Here is a 24,342-nt window from a genome sequence, read left to right as displayed (position 1 = left end):
TCTTGAGGCAGAGGTTGTAAGTTCCCTCAGGAACGGTACAATGGCGCAGTTCGTCGCAAGGCGAACCGCGTTAGTGGTGGCCCTACCGGTCCCCCCGCAACGATTACCCGTCAACCTGGTCAGATCCGGAAGGAAGCAGCCACAGCGGGAACATTGTGTGCCGGGGTGTGGCTGGTGGGGCCGCCTCCATTTCAGGGGTCGGAAATCCTATCGACCCTGCCGCTGTTCCCTCTCTTGCATCGAAAGCCTGTCTGCCCTCAACGCGCCTCGAGCGCTTGGCTGACGTCCGCGCGTCTCTTGCCTTTGCGCGATTGCTCCGCTGCCACCCTGACCAGTCGCTGAAACGTCGGACACGCCAAGTGATCCGTCTGCGGACATTGCGCGGCATGTCGCAGGCCCTTGCTCATCGCTTGCAAACGTCTTATCCGCACGTCGAGCAGGTCAGCCTGTTCGCTTAGCCGCGCGCGATCCACTTGCCCTTGCATCAACATCGCTCTGACCTCATCCAGGGAGAAACCCGCCGCCTGGCCTAGCGCTATCAGCGCCAGGCGCTGAACCACGTCGGGCGCGAACTGGCGACGTTGGCCGTGGCCGGAGAGCGGGGTGATCAGTCCTTGGTTGGCGTAATAGCGCAGGGTCGAGGCGGGCACGCCGGTGCGGCGGGCGACGTCGGAAATATCCATGAACAGGCTCCTTGACTTGAAGTCGACTTCAACTTGTAGGCTGCCCCGCAGGCTGGATCACGTCAATCTGCAGGGAGTCGAAGTATGGAAATCGCAACGTTCATCGGCACGAGCCTGGCGCTCGGCGGTGGTGCCACCTTGGTCATGGATGCCTGGACATGGCTGCTGAGGTGCCTCGGCGTGCGGACCTTGGACTATGCGCTGGTGGGGCGCTGGCTTGGGCATTTGACGCGGGGGCGGTGGCGTCATGGGGCGATTGCCAACGCGCAACCGGTGCTCTACGAGCGGCCGTTGGGCTGGATGGCGCACTATGGTATTGGCGTCTGTTTCGCTGCTGTGCTTCTGGGTTGGCTTGGCATGCCGTGGCTGGCCTCGCCTACAGTCGGGCCGGCGCTGGGTTTCGGTCTGGTGACGGTACTGTTGCCGCTACTGGTGATGCAGCCGGCGATGGGGGCTGGGGTTTTCGCTCGACGCACGCCAACACCGGTACGGGCATGCATGCGCAGCTTGGCGACCCATGGGGTATTTGGGATGGGTTTGTACGGGGCAGCGTGGGTGGTTGGGATAGGAAGTTGAGTGGGTGTTGCTCAAGGCTGTCAGGCGGGCAACTGCGCCTGCCAAGGACCTGCTTCGCTGCACAAGGCTCTGAAGCGTTCCAAGCGGAGAGGGACAGCCTGAATGCACAACGCCAGCGCAAGGCTGGCGTTGTGTTCAAAGGGTAGAACAGTAGGACGTAAGTGTCAGAGCGTCCATTTCAGGCTGAACATCACGTTGCGCGGGTCGCCGTAAGTGCCATTGCCGGTCCCGTTTGGGATGCCCTGCCAATACTTCTCGTCGGTGACGTTGTTGAAGTTGACGCGGCCGTCCCAGTGCTCGTCGAAGCGGTAGCCGGCCATCAAGCCCAGAATGGCATAGCTGTCCTGAGTGGAGTGCCCAGTGCCGACACGGTAATAGGTTTCGCTTTGGGCGAACACGTCCGCGCCGATACGAAACTTGCTCAAGTCGCCAGTCAGGTTGTAGGTGGTGGCGGCCTTGAACAGATGCTTGGGTTGCTCGGGCGCGAAGCGCTTGCCCTGGTAAGTATCGTCTTTGGTGTACTCGCTCATCACGTAAACGTACGATGCCGAGAAATTCCAATCCGGGGTCAAGGCGCCACTGATTTCGGTATCGATACCACGGCTACGTACTTCGCCCGCAGCTTCGTAGCAGGAGCGCGGCGGGGCACAGCCTGAGACGTCGGCAGACAACAGATAAGGACGGTTCTGCTGGGTCATGTCGAACAGCGCAACGGAAGCGTTCAGGTCACCGTTGAAATATTCACCTTTCAGGCCGATTTCGTAGCTTTCGCCAGTAGTAGGCTCCAGCACACTGCCGGAAGAATCCAGCGTGTCTTGAGGCTTGTAGATTTCGGTATAGCTGGCGTAGGCCGAGTAGGTGTCGTTCAGATCGTAAATCACACCCGCATACGGGGTGAACTCACGCGTGGCTTTATAGCTGCTGCCGTAGGTTTCGTTCTCGAAGTCGAACCAGCTGACGCGTCCGCCAAGGATCACATGCAGCGGATCGATCGGGTTGAGGCGTACAACGGCATACCCGGCTTTTTCCGTCGTGACCGTTTTGTTGGCGTACGCACCACGGTCTTCGATGGAAGGTTTGACCACGCTATCTGGGTTGAAGTTATAGATATCGACTGGCGTCAGCCCCCAGTAACCACCGCGAATGTGGTAGTCCTCATGGCGCTTGCTGACACCGGCCTGGAACTGGTGTTCGCGGCCAAAGGCATGGAACGCGCCGCTCAACGAGGCGTCAAGGTTCAGCAGATCGTCGTCAGTGAGGTACTGGCCCGAAGCTGTGCCCAGGTCGTCCACTGAGGTGTAGGCATAAGTGGGATTGGTAGAGCCCAGGTAGTTAGAGAACGTATCCGACTCGTTCCACATCTTCTGCGCAGCGAACTTGGCCTTCCAACCGTTGTTGAAGGTATGGGTGATGTCGCCGAACAGCGTGTAGTTGTCCTGATCCCAGTAAGCCCATTTGCCGGCCAGGTAGGTCGAACGGGACAAGCCCAGGTTTTCGCCGTTCGGACCGCTTGGCAGGCTGCCCCAGTCGGAAGTCTTGTCTTCGCGTTGCTTGGAGGCGCCCACGGTAACGGTAGTGGCGTCGTTCAGGTCGGCTTCAAGGATGCCGTAGAACGTCTGGCGCTTGTTCTCCCGGACATCGATGAAGCTTTGATTGTCCTCATAGGCCGCGACGACACGGCCGCGCACGGTGCCACTGTCATTGAGCTTGTTGGAGGCATCGACCTCGGTGCGGTAGCGATCCCAGCTGCCGGCGCTGGTGGTCACGCTGACCTGAGGCGTAGCGGTAGGGCGCTTGCGCACGAGGTTCAACGTGGCCGAGGGGTCGCCAGCCCCCGTCATCAGGCCGGTGGCGCCGCGTACCACTTCGATGTGGTCATAGATCGCCAGATCCGGCGAGGCCATGGTGTCTAGGGTGAACGTACCCACCGACGTCGGCAGGCCATCGAACATCAGATTGTCGATGCGGAAACCACGGGCGCGGAATTCCTGGCGGTCGGAGCCGAACTTACGCAAGGTGATACCGGGTGCGAACTTCACCACATCGTTGAGATCCGTCAGTCCTTGATCCTCGATCCGCTGCCGCGTAATCACGCTCACCGACTGCGGCGTCTGGCGAATCGACAGCGGCAGACCCGCGGAGGTACCCATCGCCCCGGTGGTATACGACCGCGTCCCCTCGGTAGTCGTCTGCCCCTGAAGGCTGTCGGCATCGGCCGTGACGGTGCTCGCACCCAGCTCGACCACATCGGCGGCGTGTGCCAGCGTGCTGGCGCTGGCCAGGGAGATCATCAGCGCCAGACGGCGCAGCGGAAAACGGTTCATGCTCGGAAAATCCTCGGGCACAGCCCAGTCGGTCCGTGCCCAAATGGGCGCGGCGGTGCAGTATTGGCTTGTGGGAAATAATCCCTATCGTTGTAGGGCACTGGGTGCGCAGTGCCGAGCGAAGGCTATGTGTTTGTGAAAATTATGTAAATAGAAATATTTACCATTTCCAGTTGCGTTGCCGACGTGTGGTTGCCCGGTGGTGTACTTCGAACACGGCCCTTCTCCAAAGGCCAATACAGGCCCCGCCCCGCAGGCAAGGTGCAATTCTTCCCCCGCTCGGCTAGCATTAGCGCTCTTCGCTCCCCAGGTCGTGACGTTTTTCATGAGTTATCAGGTTCTTGCACGTAAATGGCGTCCGCGCTCGTTCCGCGAAATGGTCGGCCAGGCCCATGTGCTCAAGGCCTTGATCAACGCGCTGGACAACCAGCGCCTGCACCACGCCTACCTGTTCACCGGCACCCGCGGGGTGGGCAAGACCACCATCGCGCGCATCATCGCCAAGTGCCTGAATTGCGAAACCGGCATCACCTCCACACCTTGCGGGCAGTGCTCGGTGTGCCGCGAGATCGACGAGGGGCGCTTCGTCGACCTGATCGAGATCGACGCCGCCAGCCGCACCAAGGTCGAAGACACCCGCGAGCTGCTCGACAACGTGCAGTACGCGCCGAGCCGCGGGCGCTTCAAGGTCTATCTGATCGACGAAGTGCACATGCTGTCGAGCCACTCGTTCAACGCATTGTTGAAGACCCTCGAAGAGCCGCCGCCTTACGTCAAGTTCATCCTCGCCACCACCGATCCGCAGAAGTTGCCGGCGACCATCCTGTCGCGTTGCCTGCAGTTTTCGTTGAAGAACATGACCCCGGAACGGGTGGTCGAGCACCTGGCCCATGTGCTGGCGGCCGAAAACGTGCCGTTCGAAGAAGATGCCTTGTGGTTGCTCGGCCGCGCCGCCGACGGCTCGATGCGCGACGCCATGAGCCTGACCGACCAGGCCATCGTCTTCGGTGAAGGCAAGGTGCTGGCGGCGGACGTGCGCGCCATGCTCGGCACCCTCGATCAGGGCCAGGTCTACAGCGTCCTGCAAGCCCTGCTCGACGGTGACGCGCGGGCCTTGCTCGAAGCGGTGCGCGAGCTGGCCGAGCAGGGGCCGGACTGGAGCGGGGTGCTGGCCGAAATGCTCAACGTGCTGCACCGCGTGGCCATCGCCCAGGCGTTGCCCGAAGCGGTCGACAACGGCCATGGCGACCGCGAGCAGGTGTTGAACCTGGCCCAGGCGTTGCCGGCCGAAGACGTGCAGTTCTATTACCAGATGGGCCTGATCGGCCGTCGCGACCTGCCCCTGGCGCCCGAGCCGCGGGGCGGTTTCGAGATGGTGCTGCTACGCATGCTGGCGTTCCGTCCGGCCGATGCCGACGACGCGCCGAGGGCCACGCTAAAGCCGGTGGGGATCAGCCAAGCCACAGCTGATTCCTCCAAAGCGGTGGCAGGGGCGCCCTCTAGGGTCGCCGAGCCTGCCGCTGAAGCGGCGGCGGCATCGGACCGAGCGGCATTGGCGATGGCGCCAGCGGCGGCCCAGCCTGCGGCGCCTGTCGCTGCGCAATCCAAGCCCGCCGCGCCACCACAGCCCGCTGCACAACCGCAGCCCAAGGCACCATCGGCGGCCAAAGCCGAGCCTACGCCCGTCCAGGCCCCGCAGGCCCCGGCCCCCACCGACCTGCCCTGGGAGCCAGTGGCGCAAATGGTCCAGCCTGCGCGTGAGCAAGCGCCGGCACAGCATCGCCATGCGCCGTCCGACCCCCGTGACGACGAGCCGCCGTTCGACCCCTCGGCCTACGCCTCGGCAGGCATGGAGCGCGACGACGACGCGCCGCTCGACGACGACTACGAGTCGCCGCCGCCCGACCCTGTTTCGTTCAGCTACCTGGACGAACTGGCCGAGCACGTGCAGGAGGCCGAGGCCCAGCCCCCGGCCGAGCCGCTACCTGCGGCCAAGCCGGCCACGGGGCTGGCCTTGCAATGGCTGGAATTATTCCCGGCGCTGCCGGTCTCGGGTATGACGGGCAACATCGCTGCCAACTGTACGTTGATATCCACCGAAGGCGACCACTGGCTGCTGCACCTGGACCCCGCGCAAGGCGCGCTGTTCAACACCACCCAGCAGCGGCGCCTGAACGAAGCGCTCAACCAGCACCTGGGCCGCAACATCGGCCTGACCATCGAGCTGCAGCGCCCGGAGCAGGAAACCCCGGCCCAGGCCGCTGCGCGCAAGCGTGCCGAGCGCCAGCACGAGGCCGAAGTGTCAATCGAGCAAGACCCGCTCATCCAGCAGATGATCCAGCGGTTTGGCGCCTCGGTGCGGCAGGATACAATTGAGCCTGTGCAGGTCCTGGCGAACCAGGGCGATTGAACGAATAACCACACGTCCGGCCCAGGCCGGGCGGTAGCCTACGACCCACTCGAGGTATACCCCATGATGAAAGGTGGCATGGCTGGCCTGATGAAGCAGGCCCAGCAAATGCAGGAAAAAATGGCCAAGGCCCAGGAAGAACTGGCCAAGGCTGAAGTGACCGGGCAATCGGGCGCCGGTCTGGTCAGTGTCGTGATGACCGGCCGTCACGACGTCAAGCGCATCAGCCTCGATGACAGCCTGATGCAGGAAGACAAGGAAGTGCTCGAAGACCTGATCGCCGCCGCCGTCAACGACGCCGTGCGCAAGATCGAGCAGAACAGCAAGGAGCAGATGGGCAGCATGACCGCCGGCATGCAATTGCCGCCAGGCTTCAAGATGCCGTTCTAAGCGTTATTCGTTGTGTGAAGGGGGAGCGGCAGCCGCAGGGCTGCGGCTCCCTCGTTCGTTATGCCATCCGTTGAGAGCAGGTTTGCCCCATGAGCTTCAGCCCCTTGATCCGCCAATTGATCGACGCCTTGCGCATCCTGCCGGGCGTGGGTCAGAAAACCGCGCAGCGCATGGCCCTGCAACTGCTCGAACGCGACCGTAGCGGCGGTACGCGCCTGGCCCAGGCGCTGTCCCAGGCCATGGAGGGCGTTGGTCATTGCCGGCAGTGCCGCACCCTGACCGAACAGGAGCTGTGCCCGCAATGCGCCGATCCACGTCGCGACGATGCCCAGTTGTGCGTGGTGGAAGGGCCGATGGACATGTTCGCCGTCGACCAGGCCGGTTACCGCGGCCGCTACTTCGTGCTCAAGGGCCACCTGTCGCCGCTCGACGGCCTGGGGCCGGACGCGATAGGCATCCCGCAGTTGATGGCGCTGATCGAAGCCAAAGGCACCTTCACCGAAGTGATCCTGGCGACCAACCCCACGGTCGAGGGCGAGGCGACCGCGCACTACATCGCGCAGTTGCTGGCCGAGAAAAACATTCCAGCCACACGTATCGCCCATGGCGTGCCCCTGGGCGGCGAGCTGGAACTGGTCGATGGCGGCACGTTGGCACACGCCTTCGCCGGGCGCCGGCCCGTGGCGTATTGATCGGAACAGGCGCAGGTGCCGGCTTACCGGCACCTGGTAAGGCAGGGGAACTCAGTACTCGGCGAGCGAGAACTCGGTGAGGCAGAAGGTGGGTACGCCCACCTCCTGCAGACGCTGCGAACCTTGCAGTTCGGGGAGGTCGATGATCGCCGCCGCTTCGAACACCTGGGCGCCGGTACGACGGATCAGTTGAGTGGCGGCGAGCAGGGTGCCACCGGTGGCGATCAAGTCGTCGAAGATCACCACGGCGTCGCCTTCGCACAGGCTGTCGGCGTGCACTTCCAGGAAGGCTTCGCCGTATTCGGTCTTGTAAGGCTCGGACAGCACGTCCGCAGGCAGTTTGCCTTGCTTGCGGAACAGGATCAGCGGTTTGTTCAGCTGGTGGGCGATGATGGAGCCGATCAGAAAGCCTCGCGCGTCCATGGCGCCGATGTGGCTGAACGGCGCTTCGACATAGCGCTCGATGAACTGGTCGGCGACGTAGCGCAAGCCACGGGGCGACTGGAACAGGGGGGTGATGTCGCGGAAGATCACGCCCGGTTTGGGAAAGTCGGGTACCGGGCGGATCAGGGCTTTGAGGTCGAAGGCGTCGCTGTGCATGTTGCGGGTATCCTGGGGAAATCTGGCCGCCAGTATACCCAATTCACTTCGCCCTCAGGCGTCCATCGAGCCGCCGGCCAGCGCGCACAACTGGATCGGGTCGAGGATGTGCACTTCCTTGCCTTCGGCCTTGAGCAGGCCGTTTTGCTGGAAGCGGGTGAAGACCCGCGACACGGTTTCCACGGCCAGGCCCAGGTAGTTGCCGATTTCGTTGCGCGACATGCTCAGGCGGAACTGGTTGGCCGAGTACCCACGGGCACGGAAGCGCGCCGAAAGGTTGACCAGGAAGGTGGCGATGCGCTCGTCGGCGGTCTTCTTCGACAGCAGCAGCATCATCTGCTGGTCGTCGCGGATTTCCCGGCTCATGACGCGCATCAGCTGGCGACGCAGCTGCGGCAACTGCACCGACAGCTCGTCCAGGCGTTCGAAGGGGATCTCGCACACGGACGTGGTTTCCTGAGCCTGGGCCGACACCGGATAGGCCTCGGTGTCCATCCCCGACAGCCCGACCAGTTCGCTGGGCAGGTGGAAGCCGGTGATCTGTTCCTCGCCGCTGTCGCTCAGGCTGAAGGTTTTCAAAGCCCCCGAACGCACGGCATACACCGAACCGAAATTGTCCCCCTGGCGGAACAGGAACTCGCCTTTTTTCAGCGGGCGACCCCGTTTGACGATGTCGTCCAGCGCATCCATGTCTTCCAGATTCAGGGACAGGGGCAGGCACAGCGGGGCCAGGCTGCAATCCTTGCAGTGGGCCTGGGTGTGGGGGCGCAGTTTGACTGGCTCGGACATTTCTTTCGATCCTTGTGAAAAGCACACATAAGCCGTAAGGGTACCTTAAGGGGGTGTGCGGTAGCCAGCCGGTGCAGTGATCGTGCACCGCGGCTTGGTCGGCACCGGTAGGTGCCTGGATGGGTGGCGTTTCCCTCTGCAAGCACCAGGGCAGGCTGTCCATGCCCGCCGCGCTCGATACGAAGGGTCGCTTCAACGGCGATGAAGCCGGACCGAAAAGACCGTTCCCTTTTGAATGTTTACGAGTTTTCGTACAAGCCTCGGTGCATGTGGGGTGGGTCAGATGACGCGCGAAAACCGTTGTTGCGTGTGTTGGGCCAAATAGGCGTCGAACGCCATGCACACCGACCGCACCAACAAGCGCCCGGCCGGTAGCACGCGAATGCCATGGCAGTCGAGGGTGATCAGACCATCGCGCTGCAAGCCTTGCAGTGCTGGCCATTCGGCACTGAAATAGCCGCGGAAATCGATGGTGAACGCCCGTTCGATCGGCTCGAAAGCCAATTCGAAATGGCAGATCAGTCGCTGGATCACCGCGCGTCGGATGCGATCGTCACGGTTGCATACCAGGCCGCGCTGGGTCGCGAGCTGGGCGTCCGCCAAGCGCTGCTGGTAGGTGGCCAGGTCACTGCTGTTCTGGCTGTAGTGGTCGCCGATCTGGCTGATCGCCGAGACGCCCAGGCCGATGAGGTCGCAATGGCCGTGGGTGGTGTAGCCCTGGAAGTTGCGTTGCAAGGTGCCTTCCTCTTGGGCGATGGCCAGTTCGTCGTCGGGCAGGGCGAAATGGTCCATGCCGATGTAGCGGTAACCGGCGGCGGTCAACTGCTCGATGGTAGTGCGCAGCATCTCCAGCTTGGCCGCAGGGGCTGGCAGGTCGCTGCCCTCGATGCGCCGTTGCGGCATGAAGCGCTCGGGCAGGTGCGCGTAGTTGAAGACCGAGAGGCGGTCGGGCTGCAGGTGGATGATCTCCTCCACGGTGCGGGCGAAGCCTTCGGGGGTCTGCTTGGGCAGGCCGTAGATCAGGTCGAGGTTGACCGAGCGGAATTGCAGGGTGCGCGCGGCTTCGATCAGGGTGCGGGTCTGTTCCAGGCTTTGCAGGCGGTTGATGGCCCGTTGCACCGCTGGGTCGAGGTCTTGCACGCCCAGGCTCACGCGGTTGAAGCCCAGTTCGCGGAGCAGGCCCATGGTCGACCAGTCGGCCTCGCGTGGGTCGAGCTCGATGCCGTAGTCGCCGGAGTCGTCGTCGAGCAGGCTGAAGTGCCGGCGCAGTGCGCCCATCAGCTGGCGCAGCTCCACATGGCTGAGAAAAGTCGGCGTGCCGCCGCCCAAATGCAGCTGCTCGACGGTCTGGCGGCCGTCGAGGTGGCAGGCGATCAGCTGGATTTCCTGTTCCAGGCGTTGCAGGTAAGGCTGGGCGCGGGCGCGGTCCTTGGTGATGACCTTGTTGCAGGCGCAGTAGTAGCAGATGTTGGCGCAGAACGGCACGTGCACGTAGAGCGACAATGGCCGCAGCGCGCGACGGCTTTCGCGCAGCGCGTGCAGCAGGTCGAACGAACCCACTTCGCTGTGCAGTTGCAGGGCGGTGGGGTAGGAGGTGTAACGCGGGCCGCTGAGGTCGTAGCGGCGGATCAGATCGGTGTCCCAACGCAGATCGTCGAGCATGTGGGCAGTCCCTGGACAAAGCAGCATGGGCCGCAGTCTAGGGGGGCGCTGGGGCGGCCATGTTGATTTGCATCAAGGGCCAAACCGGTCGCGCGGGCGCGCCGCTCAGTGGCCCATCAGCCAGTGCTGGTGCGGCCCCGGCAAGGTCCACAGGCCGAACAGCATCACCAGCAGCCCGCCCGCACGGCGCACGCTGCGTCGCCGTAGCAGCGCCGTGATGCGCTCGGCGGCAAGCCCGGTGGCCAGCAGTACAGGCCAGGTGCCGATGCCGAAGGCCAGCATCAGCGCCGCGCTGTGGCCGGCATCGCCCTGGCTCGCGGCCCAGAGCAGGGTGCTGTACACCAGCCCGCACGGCAGCCAGCCCCACAGCGCGCCCAGCAGTAGGGCGCGCGGCAGGCTCGACACCGGCAGCAGGCGCGTGGCCAGGGGTTGCAGGCGTCGCCAGAGGCCGCGTCCCACTCCCTCCACGCGGGTCAGCCCGCTCCACCAACCGGCCAGGTACAGACCCATGGCGATCAGCAGCGCGGCCGCCAGCCCCCGCATGCCCAAGGCCAGCGGCGTGCTTGCCACGGCCCAGCCGGCCAAGCCCAGGACCAGGCCGGCAGCGGCGTAGCTGAGCACCCGGCCCAGGTTGTAGGCGACCAGCAGGCGCAGGCGGCGGCTGCGTTGTTCGGCGGGAATGGCCAGGGTCAGCGCACCCATCAGCCCGCCGCACATGCCCAGGCAATGGCCGCCCCCCAGCAGGCCGAGCACCAGTGCAGAGCCGAGCAGCGGCAGCAGGTCAGCCATCGGCTTTGTCCGTGTCGCGACGTTCGCTGGCGTCGGCTTTGATCGCGGCTTGGTGCGCCGGATCCTGGTCGTCGAACAGGATGCTGTGCGCCGGGCTGTCGAGGTCGTCGTACTGGCCGCTGTCCACCGCCCAGAAGAAGATGTAGATGGCCACGCCGACGATCAGCAAGGCGGCGGGAATCATGATGTACAAGGCAGGCATGGTCAGAACGCTCGGCGTAGAAGGAAGGCGGCGGCACGCTTCAAGGCTGCGCTCCGGCCAGGCATGGCCTGGATTCATCGCGCGCAGGCGAAGCCTCGAACCGGGTCAGGCGCAAGGCATTGAGCACCACGATCAGCGAACTGACCGACATGCCGATGGCCGCCCACACCGGCGTGACCCAGCCCAGCGCCGCGAAGGGTAGCATCAGGCCGTTGTACAACGTCGCCCACCACAGATTTTGCAGGATAGTGCGGCGTGTGCGTCGAGCCAGGTCGAAGGTGTCCACCAGCGCTTGCAGGCGATTGCTCAGCAGCACGGCGTCGGCGCAGGTCTTGGCCAGGTCCGTGGCGCTGCCCATGGCGACGCTGATGTCGGCGGCGGCCAGCACCGGCACGTCGTTGACCCCGTCGCCCAGCATCAGCACCCGATGCCCCTGGGCTTGCAGGGCTTTGACCCGTGCCAGTTTGTCGTCCGGGCGCAAGCCGCCCTGGGCCTGGTCGAGACCGAGCCGCTCGGCCACTTCCAGCACCATCGGCGAGCTGTCGCCCGACAGCAGCAGCGTGCGCCAGCCCCGGGCCTTGCAGGCGGCGACCAGCGCGAGGGCATCGGCCCGCAGGCGGTCGTCCAGGCCGAACCAGGCCAGCGGCCCGCGCTGATCGCCCAGCAATAGCCACTGCCCGCTGGATTCAGGTGCCACCGGCACGTCGGCACCACTCAAGGCGCAGACGAACGCGGCTTGGCCGATGCGCAACCGACGCCCTTGCACCTGGCCCTGCAAACCCTGCCCTGGCGTGGCCTGTATCGCCTCGGCAGGTTGCCCGGCAGGGCCGAAAGCGCGAGCGATGGGATGCTCGGAACGGGTTTCCAGAGCGGCGGCCAGGGCCAGGCATCGGTCGGCGTTCAGGTCAGCGAGCGGGTGAACGGCGCGCAAGGTCAGACGGCCCTCGGTCAAGGTGCCGGTCTTGTCGAACACCACCGTGTCGATCTGGTTCAAGCCTTCCAGCACGTGGCCACGGGTCACCAGCACGCCGAGCTTGTGCAGCGTCCCCGTCGCGGCGGTGAGCGCCGTGGGTGTGGCCAGCGACAAGGCGCATGGGCAAGTGGCTACCAGCATCGCCAGAACGATCCAGAAGGCGCGGCTCGGGTCCATCTGCCACCATACGGCGCCCACCACGACGGTCGCGATCAGCGAGCAGAGCAGGAATACCTGGGCCGCGCGATCGGCGATGCGCCCCAAGCGCGGTTTTTCCGATTGCGCGCGCTCCAGCAGGCGGACGATGGCCGACAGCCGGCTGGCCGTACCAAGGGTTTCGACTTCCACGGTCAAAGGACTGTCGACATTGAGCGTGCCGCCCGTGACCCGATCCCCTTGCCGGCGCGCCAGGGGCAGGTATTCGCCGGTGAGCAGCGACTCGTCGACGCTCGAGCGGCCCTCGACGATGCGCCCGTCGGCTGGAATCACCGCACCTGGCGGCACTTGCAGGCGATCGCCGACCTGCAGCTCGCCGAGCAGAATGCGCTCGGCATGCCCGTCTGCACTCAGGCGCAAGCACGAGGCAGGCAGCAGGTTGACCAGTTGCGCCGTGGCCGCTGCGGTGCGTTGTCGGGCGCGGCGCTCCAGGTAGCGGCCGGTGAGCAGGAACAGGGCGAACATGCCGACCGTGTCGAAATACAGCTCGCCATGCCCGGTGACGGCCGTCCAGATGCCTGCGACGAAGGCCAGGCCGATGGCCAGCGACACCGACACGTCCATGCTCAGATGGCGCGTGCGCAGGTCGCGGGCCGCACCTTTGAACAGGGGCGCGCAGCTGTAGAAGACGATGGGGATGGTCAGAAACAGCGCCACCCAGCGCAAGATGGTGTGCAATTCGGGGGACAGGTCGACGTTGAATTCCGGCCAGGTGGCCATGGTCGCCATCATCGCCTGGAACCACAGCAGCCCAGCCACGCCCAAGCGGCGCAGCGCGCTGCGGTTCTCCGTCGCCAAGCGCTCGCTGGCCTGGTCGGGCTGGTAGGGATGGGCGGCGTAGCCGATGCGCCGCAGCTCGGTCAGCAGCCGTGACAGGGGCAGGGTCTGGGCTGACCAGCGCAACGTCAGGCGGTGGCTGGAGAGGTTCAGCTGAGCGTTCTCGACGCCCGGCAGATTACCTAGGTGCTTTTCGATCAGCCAACCACAGGCCGCGCAACTGATGCCCTCGACCATCAGGGTGGCTTCGCTGCAAGCGCCGTCCTCGCGGACGAACCCGCGCTGTACGTCGCTGCGGTCGAACAGGCGCAGTTCATCCTGCAACTGCTGGGGCAGGTCGGCGGGGTTGGCGCTGGTTTCGCTGCGGTGCCGGTAGTAGTGCTCCAGCCCCCCGGCGACGATCGATTCGGCCACCGCCTGGCAGCCTGGGCAGCAGAACGCACGCGTCTCGCCCAGCACCACGGCGTCGAAGCGAGTGCCGGCCGGCACCGGCAGGGCGCAGTGGTAGCAAAGGCAGGGTTGGCTCATGGCTGGCGCTCGGCTCCGAGCAACGCCTCGTCGCCCAACGCCAGACGCGCGCCGTGCACCACGTTCTCCTCTTCGAACAGCCGCCATACCCGGCCTTGCTCTTCACCCAGCAACTCGACGAAACGCCGGCCTTCGACCTTGTCGTCCAGCTGGCCCAGGTAGCGGCCTGGCCCTGCGCGGTTGAGCAGCACCTTGCGGTCGCGGCTGGGCTGGGTGGGTGAGATCAGGTTCAGCGCCAGGCTGGGCGGCTCGCTGCGGCCTTCGAGGCGCAGTTCCACCTCGCCGGTCAGTTCGTCCAGGTAGAGGCTCGCCTTCAACGCCAGCGATTGCGCCAGCAGCTCGCGGTCGAGCGAGCGGTTGATGCCCTTGCCGGCCTCGTAATAGTTGTCGTTGACCAGGTTGTCCGGGTTGCGCACCGCGATGGCGACCATGGTCAGGCTCAGGCACACCGAGCAGGTCAGGATGCCGATCAGGATCCAGGGCCAGAGGTGCTTGTACCAAGGGCTGCTGGCGGTAACGGGCATGGCGGTTTCCCTTAACGGATGGCGGGGCCGATGAAGCGGCTCTGGGCCTGCACCTGGGCATCGTCGTCATCGGCGCTGCGCAGGGTGAAGGTGATTGGATTGGTGGTCGAGGGCAGTGCTTCTGGGGCCACCGACAGCCGCACCGGCAGGCTGACGATGTCGCCGGCGCCTACGGCGATCTCACGACGGCCGTCCAGGCGCAGATCGGGCAGGCCGCTGGCGTCGAGCACGTAGACGTGGTCGCGCTGGTCCTTGTTCATCACCTTGAGGCTGTAGACGTTTTCGATCCGGCCTTCGGCGTTCTCGCGGTACAGCACGCGGTCCTTGCTGACGTCCAGGCCCACCAGCGGGCGCAGGGCGAAGGCGCTGGCAAGCGCTGCGACCATCGCCAGCAGCACCAGCGCGTAGCCGATCAGGCGCGGCCGCACCATTCGGGTCTTCTGCCCGGACAGGTTATGTTCGGTGGTGTAGCTGATCAGCCCGCGCGGGTAGTGCATCTTGTCCATCACCGTGTCGCAGGCATCGATGCAGGCGGCGCAGCCGATGCAGTCGATCTGCAAGCCGTCGCGGATGTCGATGCCGGTGGGGCAGACCTGCACGCACAGGGTGCAGTCGATGCAGTCGCCCAGGCCCTTGGCCTGGTAGTCGGTGTCTTTCTTGCGTGCGCCGCGGGCCTCGCCCCGGCGCGGGTCGTAGGACACGATCAGGGTGTCCTTGTCGAACATCACGCTCTGGAAACGCGAATAGGGGCACATGTGCACGCACACCTGCTCGCGCAGCCAGCCGGCGTTGCCGTAGGTGGCCAGGGTGAAGAAGCCGACCCAGAAGTATGCCCAGCCGTCGGCCTGGCCGGTGAACAGCTCGGACAGCAGGTCGCGGATCGGTGAGAAGTAGCCGACGAAGGTCAGCCCGGTCAGCAGGCCGATCAGCAGCCACAGGCCGTGTTTGGCGGTTTTGCGCACGAGCTTGCTGGCGCTCATCGGAGCCTTGTCGAGCTTGATGCGCTGGTTGCGGTCGCCTTCGGTGACCTTCTCGCACCACATGAAGATCCAGGTCCACACGCTTTGTGGGCAGGTATAGCCGCACCAGACCCGGCCGGCATACACCGTGATGAAGAACAGGCCGAAGGCGGCGACGATGAGGATGCCCGAGAGCAGGATGAAGTCCTGCGGCCAGATGGTGGTGCCGAAAATGTAGAACTTGCGCTCCGGCAGGTTCCACCACACCGCCTGATGGCCGCCCCACTCGAGCCATACGGTGCCGAAGTACAGCAGGAAGAGCACGGCGCCGGCGACCATGCGCACGCGGCGGAACAGGCCGGTGAAGGCTTTGGTGTAGATGTTCTTGCGTGCGGCGTAGAGGTCCACGGAAACCATCCCCTGGGCAGGTGGAGTGACGTCCTGTACTGGAATCTGTTTGCTCATCATCGTGTCCCACGGCAGTGGAGAAAGTGCCGCGGCGGATCCATGCCGGCCGCGGTCGGTATCGCTGGGGGCCTGGCCCCGAGCCGGATGATACGCCCGTGCCAGCCGCCCGGGACGGCGCTGCGACCTTAAGCCGCATTGGGGATGGCCATTTAACGTGATATGGCCGAATGTCAATTGATCCAGGTCAGACCACTGGCTGATGGCGCCTTTCCAGCAGCGTCCGGCCGGTGCTCCCCGAGCCGCTCATTCGCCGTCCTTGGCCGGATGAGACAAGCTGTACACATACGCCGCCAGCACGTGCACTTTGTCGTTGCCCTGCAACTGCGCCTGTGCTGGCATCTGCCCCTGGCGCCCGTAACGGATGGTCTGCTGCAACTGGGCGAAGCTCGAGCCGTAGATGAACGCCGCAGGCCGGGTCAGGTCCGGCGCGCCCAGCAAGGGCGTGCCTTTGCCCTCGGCGCCGTGGCAAGCCACGCAGTTGGCGGCGAACAGCTTCTGCCCGTTGCCGGCGTCGGCGTTGGCGCCTTCGGGCAGACGCCTTCCGTTGAGCCCGGTCAGGACGAAGGCGGACACGTCCGCCACGCCCTGGTCGCCGATCACCGCGGCCCAACCTGGCATCACTCCGTGGCGGCCGTTCATGATGCTGGCCTTGATGGTGTCGGGCTCGCCGCCCCAGCGCCAGACATCGTCGGTGAGGTTGGGGAAGCCGAAGGCGCCCTTGGCGTCGGAGCCGTGGCACACCGAGCAGTTGGAGGCGAACAGCCGCGCACCCATCTGCAGGGCTTTGCGGTCTTGCGCCACGGCCTCGACCGGCATGGCCGCGTACTTGGCGTATAGCGGGCCGAAGCGGGCGTTGGCGCGGGCCATCTCCTTTTCCCACTCGTGCACGCCGCTCCAGCCGCTGTCGCCGGTGGCGAATTCGGTGCGCTTGTCGTTATCCAGATAGGCGTAGCCGGGCAGGATGCCGCGCCAGTTGCCCAGTCCCGGATACAGCACCAGGTAACCCACGGCGAACACCAGGGTGGCGACGAACAGCCAGAACCACCACTTGGGCAGCGGGTTGTCGTATTCCTCGATGCCGTCGAAGGCGTGGCCCACGGTGTCTTCGGTGGTGTCCTCGCGCTGGCCCTTGCGGGTCGACAGCAGCAGCCAGGTCAGGCCGACCAGGGTGGCGAGGGTGAGCACGCTGACGTAGAGGCTCCACAAGGTAGTCATGGTTGCTGGCTCCCAGGCGCCTGGTTCGGCGCCTTCTTTTGGGTGGGCTCGACGTCGCGTGGCGGTTCGTCGGCGAACGGCAGTTGCGTCGCCTCGTCGAAATCCTGTTTGCGCCGCGGACTGAACACCCACAGGGCCAGCCCGACGAAGGCCACCAGCACCACGAGGGTGCCCAGGCCGCGAATCATTCCGATATCCATCAGCGTTTGCTCTTGATCAGGGTGCCCAGGCCTTGCAGGTAGGCCACCAGCGCGTCCATCTCGGTCTTGCCCTTGACCGCGTCGCGGGCGCCGGCGATGTCGGCGTCGCTGTACGGCACGCCGAGGGTGCGCAGCACCTCGAGCTTCTTCGCCGTGTCGCGGCCGTCGAGGGTGTTTTCCGCAAGCCACGGGTAGGCCGGCATCTTCGACTCGGGCACCACGTTGCGCGGGTTGTACAGGTGCGCGCGGTGCCAGTCGTCCGAGTAGCGTGCGCCGACCCGGGCCAGGTCCGGCCCGGTGCGCTTGGAGCCCCAGAGGAAGGGGTGGTCCCACACGCTCTCGCCGGCCACCGAATAGTGGCCATAGCGTTCGGTCTCGGCGCGGAACGGACGGATCATCTGCGAGTGGCAGCCCACGCAGCCTTCGCGGATGTAGATGTCGCGCCCTTCTACTTCCAGCGCGGTGCGCGGCTTCATGCCTTCGACTGGCAGGTTGGTGACATCCTGGAAGAACAGCGGCACGATCTGCGTCAGCCCGCCGATGCTGACCGCGATGACCATGAACAGCGCCAGCAGGCCGACGTTCTTTTCAACGACTTCGTGTTTCATCAGTGCGCCCCCAGGGTGACGATGCGTGCGGCGGCTTCGGCGCGGGCCGTGTCGCCGGCACGCACGGTGCGCCAGGTGTTCCAGGCCATCAGCAGCATGCCCGAAGCGAAGATCGCCCCGCCCAAGGCGCGGACGATGTAGCCGGCGTGGCTGGCTTGCAGCGCCTCGACGAAGGAATAGGTGAGCGTGCCGTCGTCGTTCACTGCGCGCCACATCAGGCCCTGGGTGATGCCGTTGACCCACATCGAGGCGATGTACAGCACGGTGCCGATGGTCGCCAGCCAGAAATGCGCGTTGATCAGGCCCACGCTGTGCATCTGCTCGCGGCCGTAGAGGCGCGGCAGCATGTGGTAGACCGAGCCGATGGAGATCATCGCCACCCAGCCCAGGGCGCCGGCATGTACGTGACCGATGGTCCAGTCGGTGTAGTGCGACAGCGCGTTGACGGTCTTGATCGCCATCATCGGCCCTTCGAAAGTGGACATCCCGTAGAACGCCAGCGACACCACCAGGAAACGCAGCACCGGGTCGGTGCGCAACTTATGCCAGGCCCCGGAGAGGGTCATCATGCCGTTGATCATGCCGCCCCAGCTCGGCGCCAGGAGGATGATCGACATCACCATGCCCAGCGACTGCGCCCAGTCGGGCAGGGCGGTGTAGTGCAGGTGGTGGGGCCCGGCCCAGATGTACAGAGTGATCAGCGCCCAGAAATGCACGATCGACAGGCGATAGGAGTAGATGGGGCGTTCGGCCTGCTTGGGCACGAAGTAGTACATCATCCCCAGAAAGCCGGTGGTGAGGATGAAGCCGACGGCGTTATGGCCGTACCACCACTGGATCATCGCGTCGGTGGCCCCGGCGTAGGCCGAGTAGGACTTGAACAGGCTCACTGGCAGGGAGGCGTGGTTGACGATGTGCAGCATCGCCGTGACCAGGATGAACGCGCCGTAGAACCAGTTGCCGACGTAGATGTGTTTGGTGTTGCGCTTGAGCAGCGTACCGAAGAACACCACCGCATAGCTGACCCAGACGATCGCCAGCAGGATCGCCACCGGCCATTCCAGCTCGGCGTACTCCTTGCTGGTGGTGTAACCCATGGGCAGGGTCACCAGCGCCGAGACGATCACCGCCTGCCAGCCCCAGAAGGTGAAGGCGGCCAGGCGGTCGGACAGCAGCCGTGTCTGGCAGGTGCGTTGCACCACGTAATAGCTGCTGCCGAACAGCGCACAGCCGCCGAAGGCGAAGATCACCAGGTTGGTGTGCAGCGGGCGGAGCCGGCCGAAGCTGGCCCAGGGCAGGTCGAAATTGAGCTGGGGCCAGACCAGTTGCGAGGCGATGAAGACGCCAAGCCCCATGCCCAGCAGCCCCCAGACCACCGTCATGATGGCGAACTGGCGGACGACCCGGTAGTTGTACGCGGTCGGATGGTGAGCAGTGTTCATTGCAGGGTTCCACGGTCTTGTTGTTTTGTGGGTCGTCAATCGGCGCCAGCAGGAATGAGCCCTTGGGCTCTGGCACGCACGCGCACTGGCGCCGATCCGTGTCACGGCCCTCCGTTGGGCGCGACTGCGACCGGGGAAGGTGGGATGAGTGTACACAAACAAATGGTTGTTATGTGTACCGTTTCTCCGATTTTTCTGATCGTTCGGTCAATCTTTTTTCGCGGCGCGTCGCAGCACTGGAGGACGGCGCAAATGGCCGAGCGCACCGTAACCAAAGCAGTGGCGCAGGCGATGCAGGTTCGAGGGCGGATCGAAGCGGGCGGGGATACGGCGGGGGGGCAGGTGCGGGGCCCGGCAAGGCCCCGCGAAGGGGGAACGTCAGCGGGCAGTGGTGGTTTCTGGCACGTCCGGTTGTGACAGGCTGTACACATAGGCGGCCAGCAGGTGCACCTTGTCATTGCCCTGGATGTCGCGCTGGGCCGGCATCTGCCCCTGGCGGCCATAGCGGATGGTCTGCTGCAACTGCGCAAAGCTCGAACCATAGATGAACGCCTGGGCCACGGTCAGGTCCGGTGCGCCCAGCAGTGGCATGCCTTTGCCCTCCGGTCCGTGGCAGGCCGCGCAGTTGGCGGCGAAGATCGCCTGGCCTCGGCCGGCGTCGGCCGTGGCGGTATCGGGCAGCGTGCGATGATTGAGGCCGGTGACGATGTAGGCTGCCACGTCCGCCACGCCTTGCTCGCCGATAACCTCCGACCAGGCTGGCATCACGCCATGGCGCCCGTCCATGATCGACTGCTTGATGGTCTGCGCATCGCCGCCCCAGCGCCATTGCTGGTCGGTGAGGTTGGGGAAGCCGTAGGCGCCCTTGGCGTCCGAGCCGTGGCACACCGAGCAATTGGAGGCGAACAACCGAGCGCCCATGCGCAGCGCCTGGGGGTCCTTGGCCACCTCTTCGAGGGGCATGGCCGCGTACCTGGCGAACAGCGGGCCGAAAGTGGCGTCGGCCTTGTCCATTTCCTTCTGCCATTCGTTGACGCCGGTCCAGCCGTCTTCATAGCCTGGCAGCACGCCTTTCCAGCTGCCCAGGCCCGGGTAGAGGATCAGGTAGCCGACGGCGAACACCAGGGTGCCGACGAACAGCCAGAACCACCATTTGGGCAACGGGTTGTCGTATTCCTCGATGCCGTCGAAGCTGTGCCCCATGGTCTGGTCGGTGGTGTCGCTCTGGCCCTTGCGGGTCGAGAGCAGCAGCCAGGTCAGGCCGATCAGGCTGCCGAGGGTCAGCACGCTGATGTACGTACTCCAGAAAGTGCTCATTGCCCGTTACTCCTCATGGCAGGCGCTTGCCCGGTAGGGGGCAGAGGTTCGTCGTCGAAGGGCAGCAGACGCGCTTCGGCGAAATCGCGGTCGCGGCGGCGGCTGAATACCCACAGCGACAGGCCGATGAACGCGATCATCACGACCAGCGTGCCGATGCCGCGCAGGGTGCCGATGTCCATCTCCATTGCCTCTACCTCTTGTTCTTGATGGCGGTGCCGAGCACTTGCAGGTACGCCACCAGAGCGTCCATCTCGGTCTTGCCCTTGACCGCGTCGCGGGCGCCGGCGATGTCGGCGTCGCTGTACGGCACGCCGAGGGTGCGCAGCACCTCGAGCTTCTTCGCCGTATCGCGGCCGTCGAGGGTGTTTTCCACCAGCCACGGGTAGGCCGGCATCTTCGACTCGGGCACCACGTTGCGCGGGTTGTACAGGTGCGCGCGGTGCCAGTCGTCCGAGTAGCGTGCGCCGACCCGGGCCAGGTCCGGCCCGGTGCGCTTGGAACCCCAGAGGAAGGGGTGGTCCCACACGCTCTCGCCGGCCACCGAATAGTGGCCGTAACGCTCGGTCTCGGCGCGGAACGGGCGGATCATCTGCGAGTGGCAGCCCACGCAGCCTTCGCGGATGTAGATGTCGCGGCCTTCGAGTTGCAGCGCGGTATAGGGTTTCATGCCTTCGACCGGGGTGTTGGTCACGTCCTGGAAGAACAGCGGCACGATCTGCGTCAGGCCGCCGACGCTGACGGCGAGCACCATCAGCAAGGCCAGCAGGCCGACGTTCTTTTCAATGACTTCGTGTTTCATCGGGCGCTTCTCCTCAAGCCAACTGGGCATGCGCGGGAGCGGCGGCGCTGGCCGAGGCGCGCACGGTACGCCAGGTGTTCCAAGCCATCAGCAGCATGCCGGTGAGGAAGATCGCCCCGCCGATGAAGCGCACGATGAAGCCGGGGTGGCTGGCCACCAGGGTTTCCACGAACGAGTAGGTGAGCGTGCCGTCGCTGTTGACCGCACGCCACATCAGGCCCTGGGCAATGCCGTTGACCCACATCGAGGCGATGTACAGCACGGTGCCGATGGTCGCCAGCCAGAAGTGCGCGTTGATCAGGCCGAGGCTGTACATGCGCTCCTTGCCGAACACCTTGGGGATGGTGTGGTACATGGCGCCGATGGAGATCATCGCCACCCAGCCCAGAGCGCCGGCATGCACGTGGCCGATGGTCCAGTCGGTGTAGTGGGACAGGGCGTTGACGGTCTTGATCGCCATCATCGGCCCCTCGAAGGTGGACATGCCGTAGAAGGCCAGCGACACCACGAGAAAGCGCAGGATCGGATCGCTGCGCAGTTTGTGCCAGGCCCCGGAGAGGGTCATCATGCCGTTGATCATGCCGCCCCAGCTGGGCGCCAGCAGGATCAGCGACATCACCATGCCCAGCGACTGCGCCCAGTCGGGCAGGGCGGTGTAGTGCAGGTGGTGGGGGCCGGCCCAGATGTACAGTGTGATCAGCGCCCAGAAGTGCACGATCGACAGGCGATAGGAATACACCGGGCGTTCGGCCTGCTTGGGCACGTAGTAGTACATCATTCCCAGGAAGCCTGCGGTGAGGAAGAAGCCCACGGCGTTGTGGCCGTACCACCACTGCACCATGGCGTCGGTGGCCCCGGCATACACCGAATAGGACTTGGTCAGGCTCACCGGCACTTCGAGGTTGTTGACGATGTGCAGCAGCGCCACGGTGAGGATGAACGCGCCGAAGAACCAGTTGCCGACATAGATGTGCTTGGTGTTGCGCTTGGCCAAGGTGCCGAAGAACACCACCGCATAGGCCACCCAGACGATGGTGATGAGGATGTCGATCGGCCACTCCAGCTCGGCGTATTCCTTGGAGCTGGTGTAACCCAGCGGCAGCGTGATGGCGGCCAGCACGATCACCAGCTGCCAGCCCCAGAAGGTGAAGGCCGCGAGCTTGGGTGCGAACAGCGTGGTCTGGCAGGTGCGCTGCACCGAGTAGTAGGAGGTGGCGAACAGCGCGCAGCCGCCGAAGGCGAAGATCACCGCGTTGGTGTGCAGCGGGCGCAGGCGACCGAAGCTGGTCCAGGGCAGATCGAAATTGAGGGCGGGCCAGACGAGCTGGGCGGCGATGAAGACGCCGAGCCCCATCCCGACGATGCCCCACACCACCGTCATGATGGAGAATTGGCGGACCACCTCGTAGTTGTAGGCAGGTCTTAGGGTTGTGTTCATGTATGGGTTCCCATCCACGGTTATAGGCAGGCTGAAAAGCGAGGGAAGGATGAGAGAAGGGCAATTGGCCGGTATTGACGGGGATCAATGGGCACCGGTCGGAAAAGTTCCAGGCTTGCGCTGCGATGCGCCCCAGGGGCGGCAGGGAGATGGCTGCCGGACGACGCTGATTCTGGCCCATGGTGCAGGTGCGCCGATGGACAGCCCGTTCATGCAGCAGATGGCAGCGAGGCTGGTCGCGCAAGGGGTGGCGGTGGTGCGCTTCGAGTTCCCCTATATGGCCCAGCGGCGCCAAGGCGGCACGCGGCGGCCGCCCAACCCGCAGAAGGCGCTGCTCGACTGCTGGCGGGAGGTGCACGCCCAGGTGCGACCTTTGGTCACGGGCCGTCTGGCCATCGGCGGCAAGTCCATGGGCGGGCGCATGGCCAGTCTGCTGGCCGACGAGCTGGGTGCCGATGCTTTGGTATGCCTGGGCTATCCGTTCTATGCCGCAGGCAAACCGGACAAGCCGCGTACCGAGCATCTGGCGACGTTGGGTACCCGCAGCCTGATCGTGCAGGGCGAGCGCGATGCCTTGGGTAATCGTCAGGCAGTGGAGGCTTACGCACTCTCGCCTGCGATCGAGCTGTGCTGGTTACAGGCGGCCGACCACGACCTCAAACCCCTGAAGGCTTCGGGCTGTACCCACGACGGGCATTTGCAGCAGGCGGCGCAGCGGGTGGCGGCGTTTCTGAAAGCGTGACGGGTGCGCGGAGCCGGGCGGCCCCGCGGCGCGGTGGATCAGTCGACGTATTCGCACAGGTAAGCGGTAGCGACCTTGACCCGCAACTGGAACTTGCTGTCGGCAGGCACTTGGAACTGGCTGCCGGCTTCGAAGGTGTCCCAGGCATCGCTGCCTGGCAGCTTGACGGTCAGCGCGCCCGACACCACGTGCATGATCTCGCGCTTGGCGGTGCCGAACTCGTAGTTGCCGGCGGCCATGACGCCGACGGTGGCCGGCCCGCTGGCGCTGTCGAAGGCGATCGATTTGACGGTGCCGTCGAAGTACTCATTGACCTTGAACATGGCGCGACTCCTGAAGGGGGCAAGAAAAGGGCTGGCCAGTATGCCGAAGGCACCGACCAGCGTCATCTGCTTTAGGTTTTCGTCGAAAAAGATCGGTTCGCTGCGTTTCACAGCCGTCAGGCCAAGCCTTGGCGCCCTTGCAGCGGCAAGCTCAGGGGAAGCAGGCGTGCGGTGTTGCGCGCGTCTTCCAGGGCGCGATGCTGTTGCCCGTTGAACTGCAGGCCGGCCAGGTGCAGGGCGCCGTTGAGCCCCAGCGGGCGTTGCAGCTGGCGGGCCTTGGCGAAGCGTTGCTTGAGGTTGATGTGCGGCAGGTCCGCCAGCAGGCTGTGGATCTGGTTCAGGCGCCATTCCTGCAACAACTGCTGGCGGTCGTAGTCGCCCCAGCTCACCCAGGCCTGCAAGCGCTCGCCATGCTGCGCCAGCCACGGCTCGAAGGCCGCCCACACCTGGGCCAACGAGGCCGCAGCATCGACGCTGGCCTGGCTGATGTGCGTCAGTTGCCGACAGAACGGTGTCAACTGCGGTCTGCGTCGTGGGCGTACCAGGCGCTGGAAGTGGTCCACCTCGCGGCCTTCGCGGGTCACCAGGGTAGCGCCGATTTCGATGATTTCCATGTCCGTGACCGGCCAGCCGCCTTCGTCGGTCGTGGCTTCCAGGTCAATGACCAACCAATGGCCCATGGCAGGCTCCTTA

The 24,342-nt window shown here is 65.0% G+C and carries 25 protein-coding genes and 1 other RNA gene; 6 read left to right on the top strand and 20 right to left on the bottom strand.

The genetic code is table 11. The features are described from left to right. Positions 1–83: 83 nt before the first annotated feature. An RNA gene (gene ffs, locus AA0Z93_RS21560) (signal recognition particle sRNA small type) lies at positions 84–180 on the top strand. A 77-nt stretch (positions 181–257) separates the two neighbouring features. Here ffs and AA0Z93_RS21555 read toward each other — a convergent pair. Then, positions 258–683: a helix-turn-helix domain-containing protein gene (locus AA0Z93_RS21555; RefSeq protein WP_413046977.1), complete on the bottom strand. Its 426-nt coding sequence runs from the start codon at positions 681–683 to the stop codon at positions 258–260. Positions 684–767: 84 nt separating this feature from the next. On the opposite strand from AA0Z93_RS21555, the gene AA0Z93_RS21550 reads away from it, so the two are divergent. Beyond that, a complete protein-coding gene (locus AA0Z93_RS21550; protein ID WP_413046978.1) occupies positions 768–1,259 on the top strand; it encodes a DUF2938 domain-containing protein in 492 nt (163 codons plus the stop codon). Positions 1,260–1,423: 164 nt separating this feature from the next. Here AA0Z93_RS21550 and AA0Z93_RS21545 read toward each other — a convergent pair whose 3' ends face one another. Next, a complete protein-coding gene (locus tag AA0Z93_RS21545; protein WP_413048382.1) occupies positions 1,424–3,550 on the bottom strand; it encodes a TonB-dependent siderophore receptor in 2,127 nt (708 codons plus the stop codon). 358 nt (positions 3,551–3,908) lie between these two features. On the opposite strand from AA0Z93_RS21545, the gene dnaX reads away from it, so the two are divergent. The 3 genes from dnaX to recR all read left to right on the top strand — a co-directional run bounded on the left by dnaX (position 3,909) and on the right by recR (position 7,075). Continuing rightward, a complete protein-coding gene (gene dnaX / locus AA0Z93_RS21540) occupies positions 3,909–5,993 on the top strand; it encodes a DNA polymerase III subunit gamma/tau (RefSeq protein WP_413046979.1) in 2,085 nt (694 codons plus the stop codon). A gap of 63 nt (positions 5,994–6,056) precedes the next feature. Next, positions 6,057–6,383, top strand: coding sequence for a YbaB/EbfC family nucleoid-associated protein (locus AA0Z93_RS21535; protein ID WP_296268656.1), 327 nt, complete (start codon positions 6,057–6,059; stop codon positions 6,381–6,383). Positions 6,384–6,472: 89 nt separating this feature from the next. Continuing rightward, positions 6,473–7,075 carry a recombination mediator RecR gene (recR, locus tag AA0Z93_RS21530; RefSeq protein ID WP_413046980.1) on the top strand — a complete coding sequence of 201 codons (603 nt, stop codon included), beginning with the start codon at positions 6,473–6,475 and terminating at the stop codon, positions 7,073–7,075. A 51-nt stretch (positions 7,076–7,126) separates the two neighbouring features. On the opposite strand, the gene AA0Z93_RS21525 is transcribed toward recR, so the two are convergent. From AA0Z93_RS21525 to ccoN (AA0Z93_RS21450), 16 genes are all read right to left on the bottom strand, one after another. Beyond that, a complete protein-coding gene (locus AA0Z93_RS21525) occupies positions 7,127–7,675 on the bottom strand; it encodes an adenine phosphoribosyltransferase (RefSeq protein ID WP_413046981.1) in 549 nt (182 codons plus the stop codon). 54 nt (positions 7,676–7,729) lie between these two features. Next, complete coding sequence (gene fnrA, locus AA0Z93_RS21520; RefSeq protein WP_296268653.1) at positions 7,730–8,464, bottom strand: Crp/Fnr family transcriptional regulator FnrA; 735 nt, start codon at positions 8,462–8,464, stop codon at positions 7,730–7,732. Positions 8,465–8,743: 279 nt separating this feature from the next. Continuing rightward, positions 8,744–10,126 (bottom strand): oxygen-independent coproporphyrinogen III oxidase, encoded by a 1,383-nt coding sequence (hemN, locus tag AA0Z93_RS21515; protein ID WP_413046982.1) that lies wholly within the window; start codon positions 10,124–10,126, stop codon positions 8,744–8,746. 105 nt (positions 10,127–10,231) lie between these two features. Further along, a complete protein-coding gene (locus tag AA0Z93_RS21510) occupies positions 10,232–10,915 on the bottom strand; it encodes a sulfite exporter TauE/SafE family protein (protein WP_413046983.1) in 684 nt (227 codons plus the stop codon). Beyond that, positions 10,908–11,117: a cbb3-type cytochrome oxidase assembly protein CcoS gene (gene ccoS, locus AA0Z93_RS21505; protein WP_413046984.1), complete on the bottom strand. Its 210-nt coding sequence runs from the start codon at positions 11,115–11,117 to the stop codon at positions 10,908–10,910. The genes AA0Z93_RS21510 and ccoS overlap by 8 nt, the downstream gene beginning before the upstream one ends. Positions 11,118–11,157: 40 nt before the next feature. Next, entirely contained in the window at positions 11,158–13,611 is a 2,454-nt protein-coding gene (locus tag AA0Z93_RS21500) for a heavy metal translocating P-type ATPase (protein ID WP_413046985.1), read from the bottom strand. Further along, positions 13,608–14,135 carry a FixH family protein gene (locus AA0Z93_RS21495; protein ID WP_413046986.1) on the bottom strand — a complete coding sequence of 176 codons (528 nt, stop codon included), beginning with the start codon at positions 14,133–14,135 and terminating at the stop codon, positions 13,608–13,610. The genes AA0Z93_RS21500 and AA0Z93_RS21495 overlap by 4 nt, the downstream gene beginning before the upstream one ends. Before the next feature lie 11 nt (positions 14,136–14,146). Further along, positions 14,147–15,559: a cytochrome c oxidase accessory protein CcoG gene (ccoG, locus tag AA0Z93_RS21490; protein ID WP_413046987.1), complete on the bottom strand. Its 1,413-nt coding sequence runs from the start codon at positions 15,557–15,559 to the stop codon at positions 14,147–14,149. Between the two features lie 246 nt (positions 15,560–15,805). Further along, positions 15,806–16,777, bottom strand: coding sequence for a cytochrome-c oxidase, cbb3-type subunit III (gene ccoP / locus AA0Z93_RS21485; RefSeq protein WP_413046988.1), 972 nt, complete (start codon positions 16,775–16,777; stop codon positions 15,806–15,808). Continuing rightward, entirely contained in the window at positions 16,774–16,977 is a 204-nt protein-coding gene (locus tag AA0Z93_RS21480) for a cbb3-type cytochrome oxidase subunit 3 (RefSeq protein WP_413046989.1), read from the bottom strand. The genes ccoP (AA0Z93_RS21485) and AA0Z93_RS21480 overlap by 4 nt, the downstream gene beginning before the upstream one ends. Beyond that, entirely contained in the window at positions 16,977–17,585 is a 609-nt protein-coding gene (gene ccoO, locus AA0Z93_RS21475; RefSeq protein WP_413046990.1) for a cytochrome-c oxidase, cbb3-type subunit II, read from the bottom strand. The genes AA0Z93_RS21480 and ccoO (AA0Z93_RS21475) overlap by 1 nt, the downstream gene beginning before the upstream one ends. Beyond that, entirely contained in the window at positions 17,585–19,027 is a 1,443-nt protein-coding gene (ccoN, locus tag AA0Z93_RS21470; protein WP_413046991.1) for a cytochrome-c oxidase, cbb3-type subunit I, read from the bottom strand. The genes ccoO (AA0Z93_RS21475) and ccoN (AA0Z93_RS21470) overlap by 1 nt, the downstream gene beginning before the upstream one ends. Before the next feature lie 378 nt (positions 19,028–19,405). After that, complete coding sequence (ccoP, locus tag AA0Z93_RS21465) at positions 19,406–20,344, bottom strand: cytochrome-c oxidase, cbb3-type subunit III (protein ID WP_413046992.1); 939 nt, start codon at positions 20,342–20,344, stop codon at positions 19,406–19,408. After that, a complete protein-coding gene (locus AA0Z93_RS21460) occupies positions 20,341–20,532 on the bottom strand; it encodes a cbb3-type cytochrome oxidase subunit 3 (RefSeq protein ID WP_296268640.1) in 192 nt (63 codons plus the stop codon). The genes ccoP (AA0Z93_RS21465) and AA0Z93_RS21460 overlap by 4 nt, the downstream gene beginning before the upstream one ends. A 5-nt stretch (positions 20,533–20,537) precedes the next feature. Next, entirely contained in the window at positions 20,538–21,146 is a 609-nt protein-coding gene (gene ccoO / locus AA0Z93_RS21455) for a cytochrome-c oxidase, cbb3-type subunit II (protein ID WP_413046993.1), read from the bottom strand. Between the two features lie 13 nt (positions 21,147–21,159). Continuing rightward, entirely contained in the window at positions 21,160–22,584 is a 1,425-nt protein-coding gene (gene ccoN, locus AA0Z93_RS21450) for a cytochrome-c oxidase, cbb3-type subunit I (RefSeq protein WP_413046994.1), read from the bottom strand. Between the two features lie 49 nt (positions 22,585–22,633). Here ccoN (AA0Z93_RS21450) and AA0Z93_RS21445 point away from each other — a divergent pair, with 49 nt between their 5' ends. Further along, positions 22,634–23,326 (top strand): alpha/beta family hydrolase, encoded by a 693-nt coding sequence (locus AA0Z93_RS21445; protein ID WP_413046995.1) that lies wholly within the window; start codon positions 22,634–22,636, stop codon positions 23,324–23,326. A gap of 38 nt (positions 23,327–23,364) precedes the next feature. On the opposite strand, the gene AA0Z93_RS21440 is transcribed toward AA0Z93_RS21445, so the two are convergent. After that, the gene (locus tag AA0Z93_RS21440; RefSeq protein ID WP_413046996.1) at positions 23,365–23,649 is read right to left on the bottom strand and encodes a pyrimidine/purine nucleoside phosphorylase; all 285 of its coding nucleotides are present in this window, start codon (positions 23,647–23,649) and stop codon (positions 23,365–23,367) included. Between the two features lie 116 nt (positions 23,650–23,765). Next, the gene (locus AA0Z93_RS21435) at positions 23,766–24,329 is read right to left on the bottom strand and encodes an exonuclease domain-containing protein (protein WP_413046997.1); all 564 of its coding nucleotides are present in this window, start codon (positions 24,327–24,329) and stop codon (positions 23,766–23,768) included. Between the last annotated feature and the right edge of the window lie 13 nt (positions 24,330–24,342).

Origin of the sequence: Pseudomonas phoenicis (assembly GCF_047302395.1) — a bacterium.
Taxonomy (GTDB): Bacteria; Pseudomonadota; Gammaproteobacteria; order Pseudomonadales; family Pseudomonadaceae; genus Aquipseudomonas.
The sequence above is the reverse complement of the archived record's forward strand: the minus strand, read 5'-3'. Positions and strand labels throughout refer to the sequence as shown.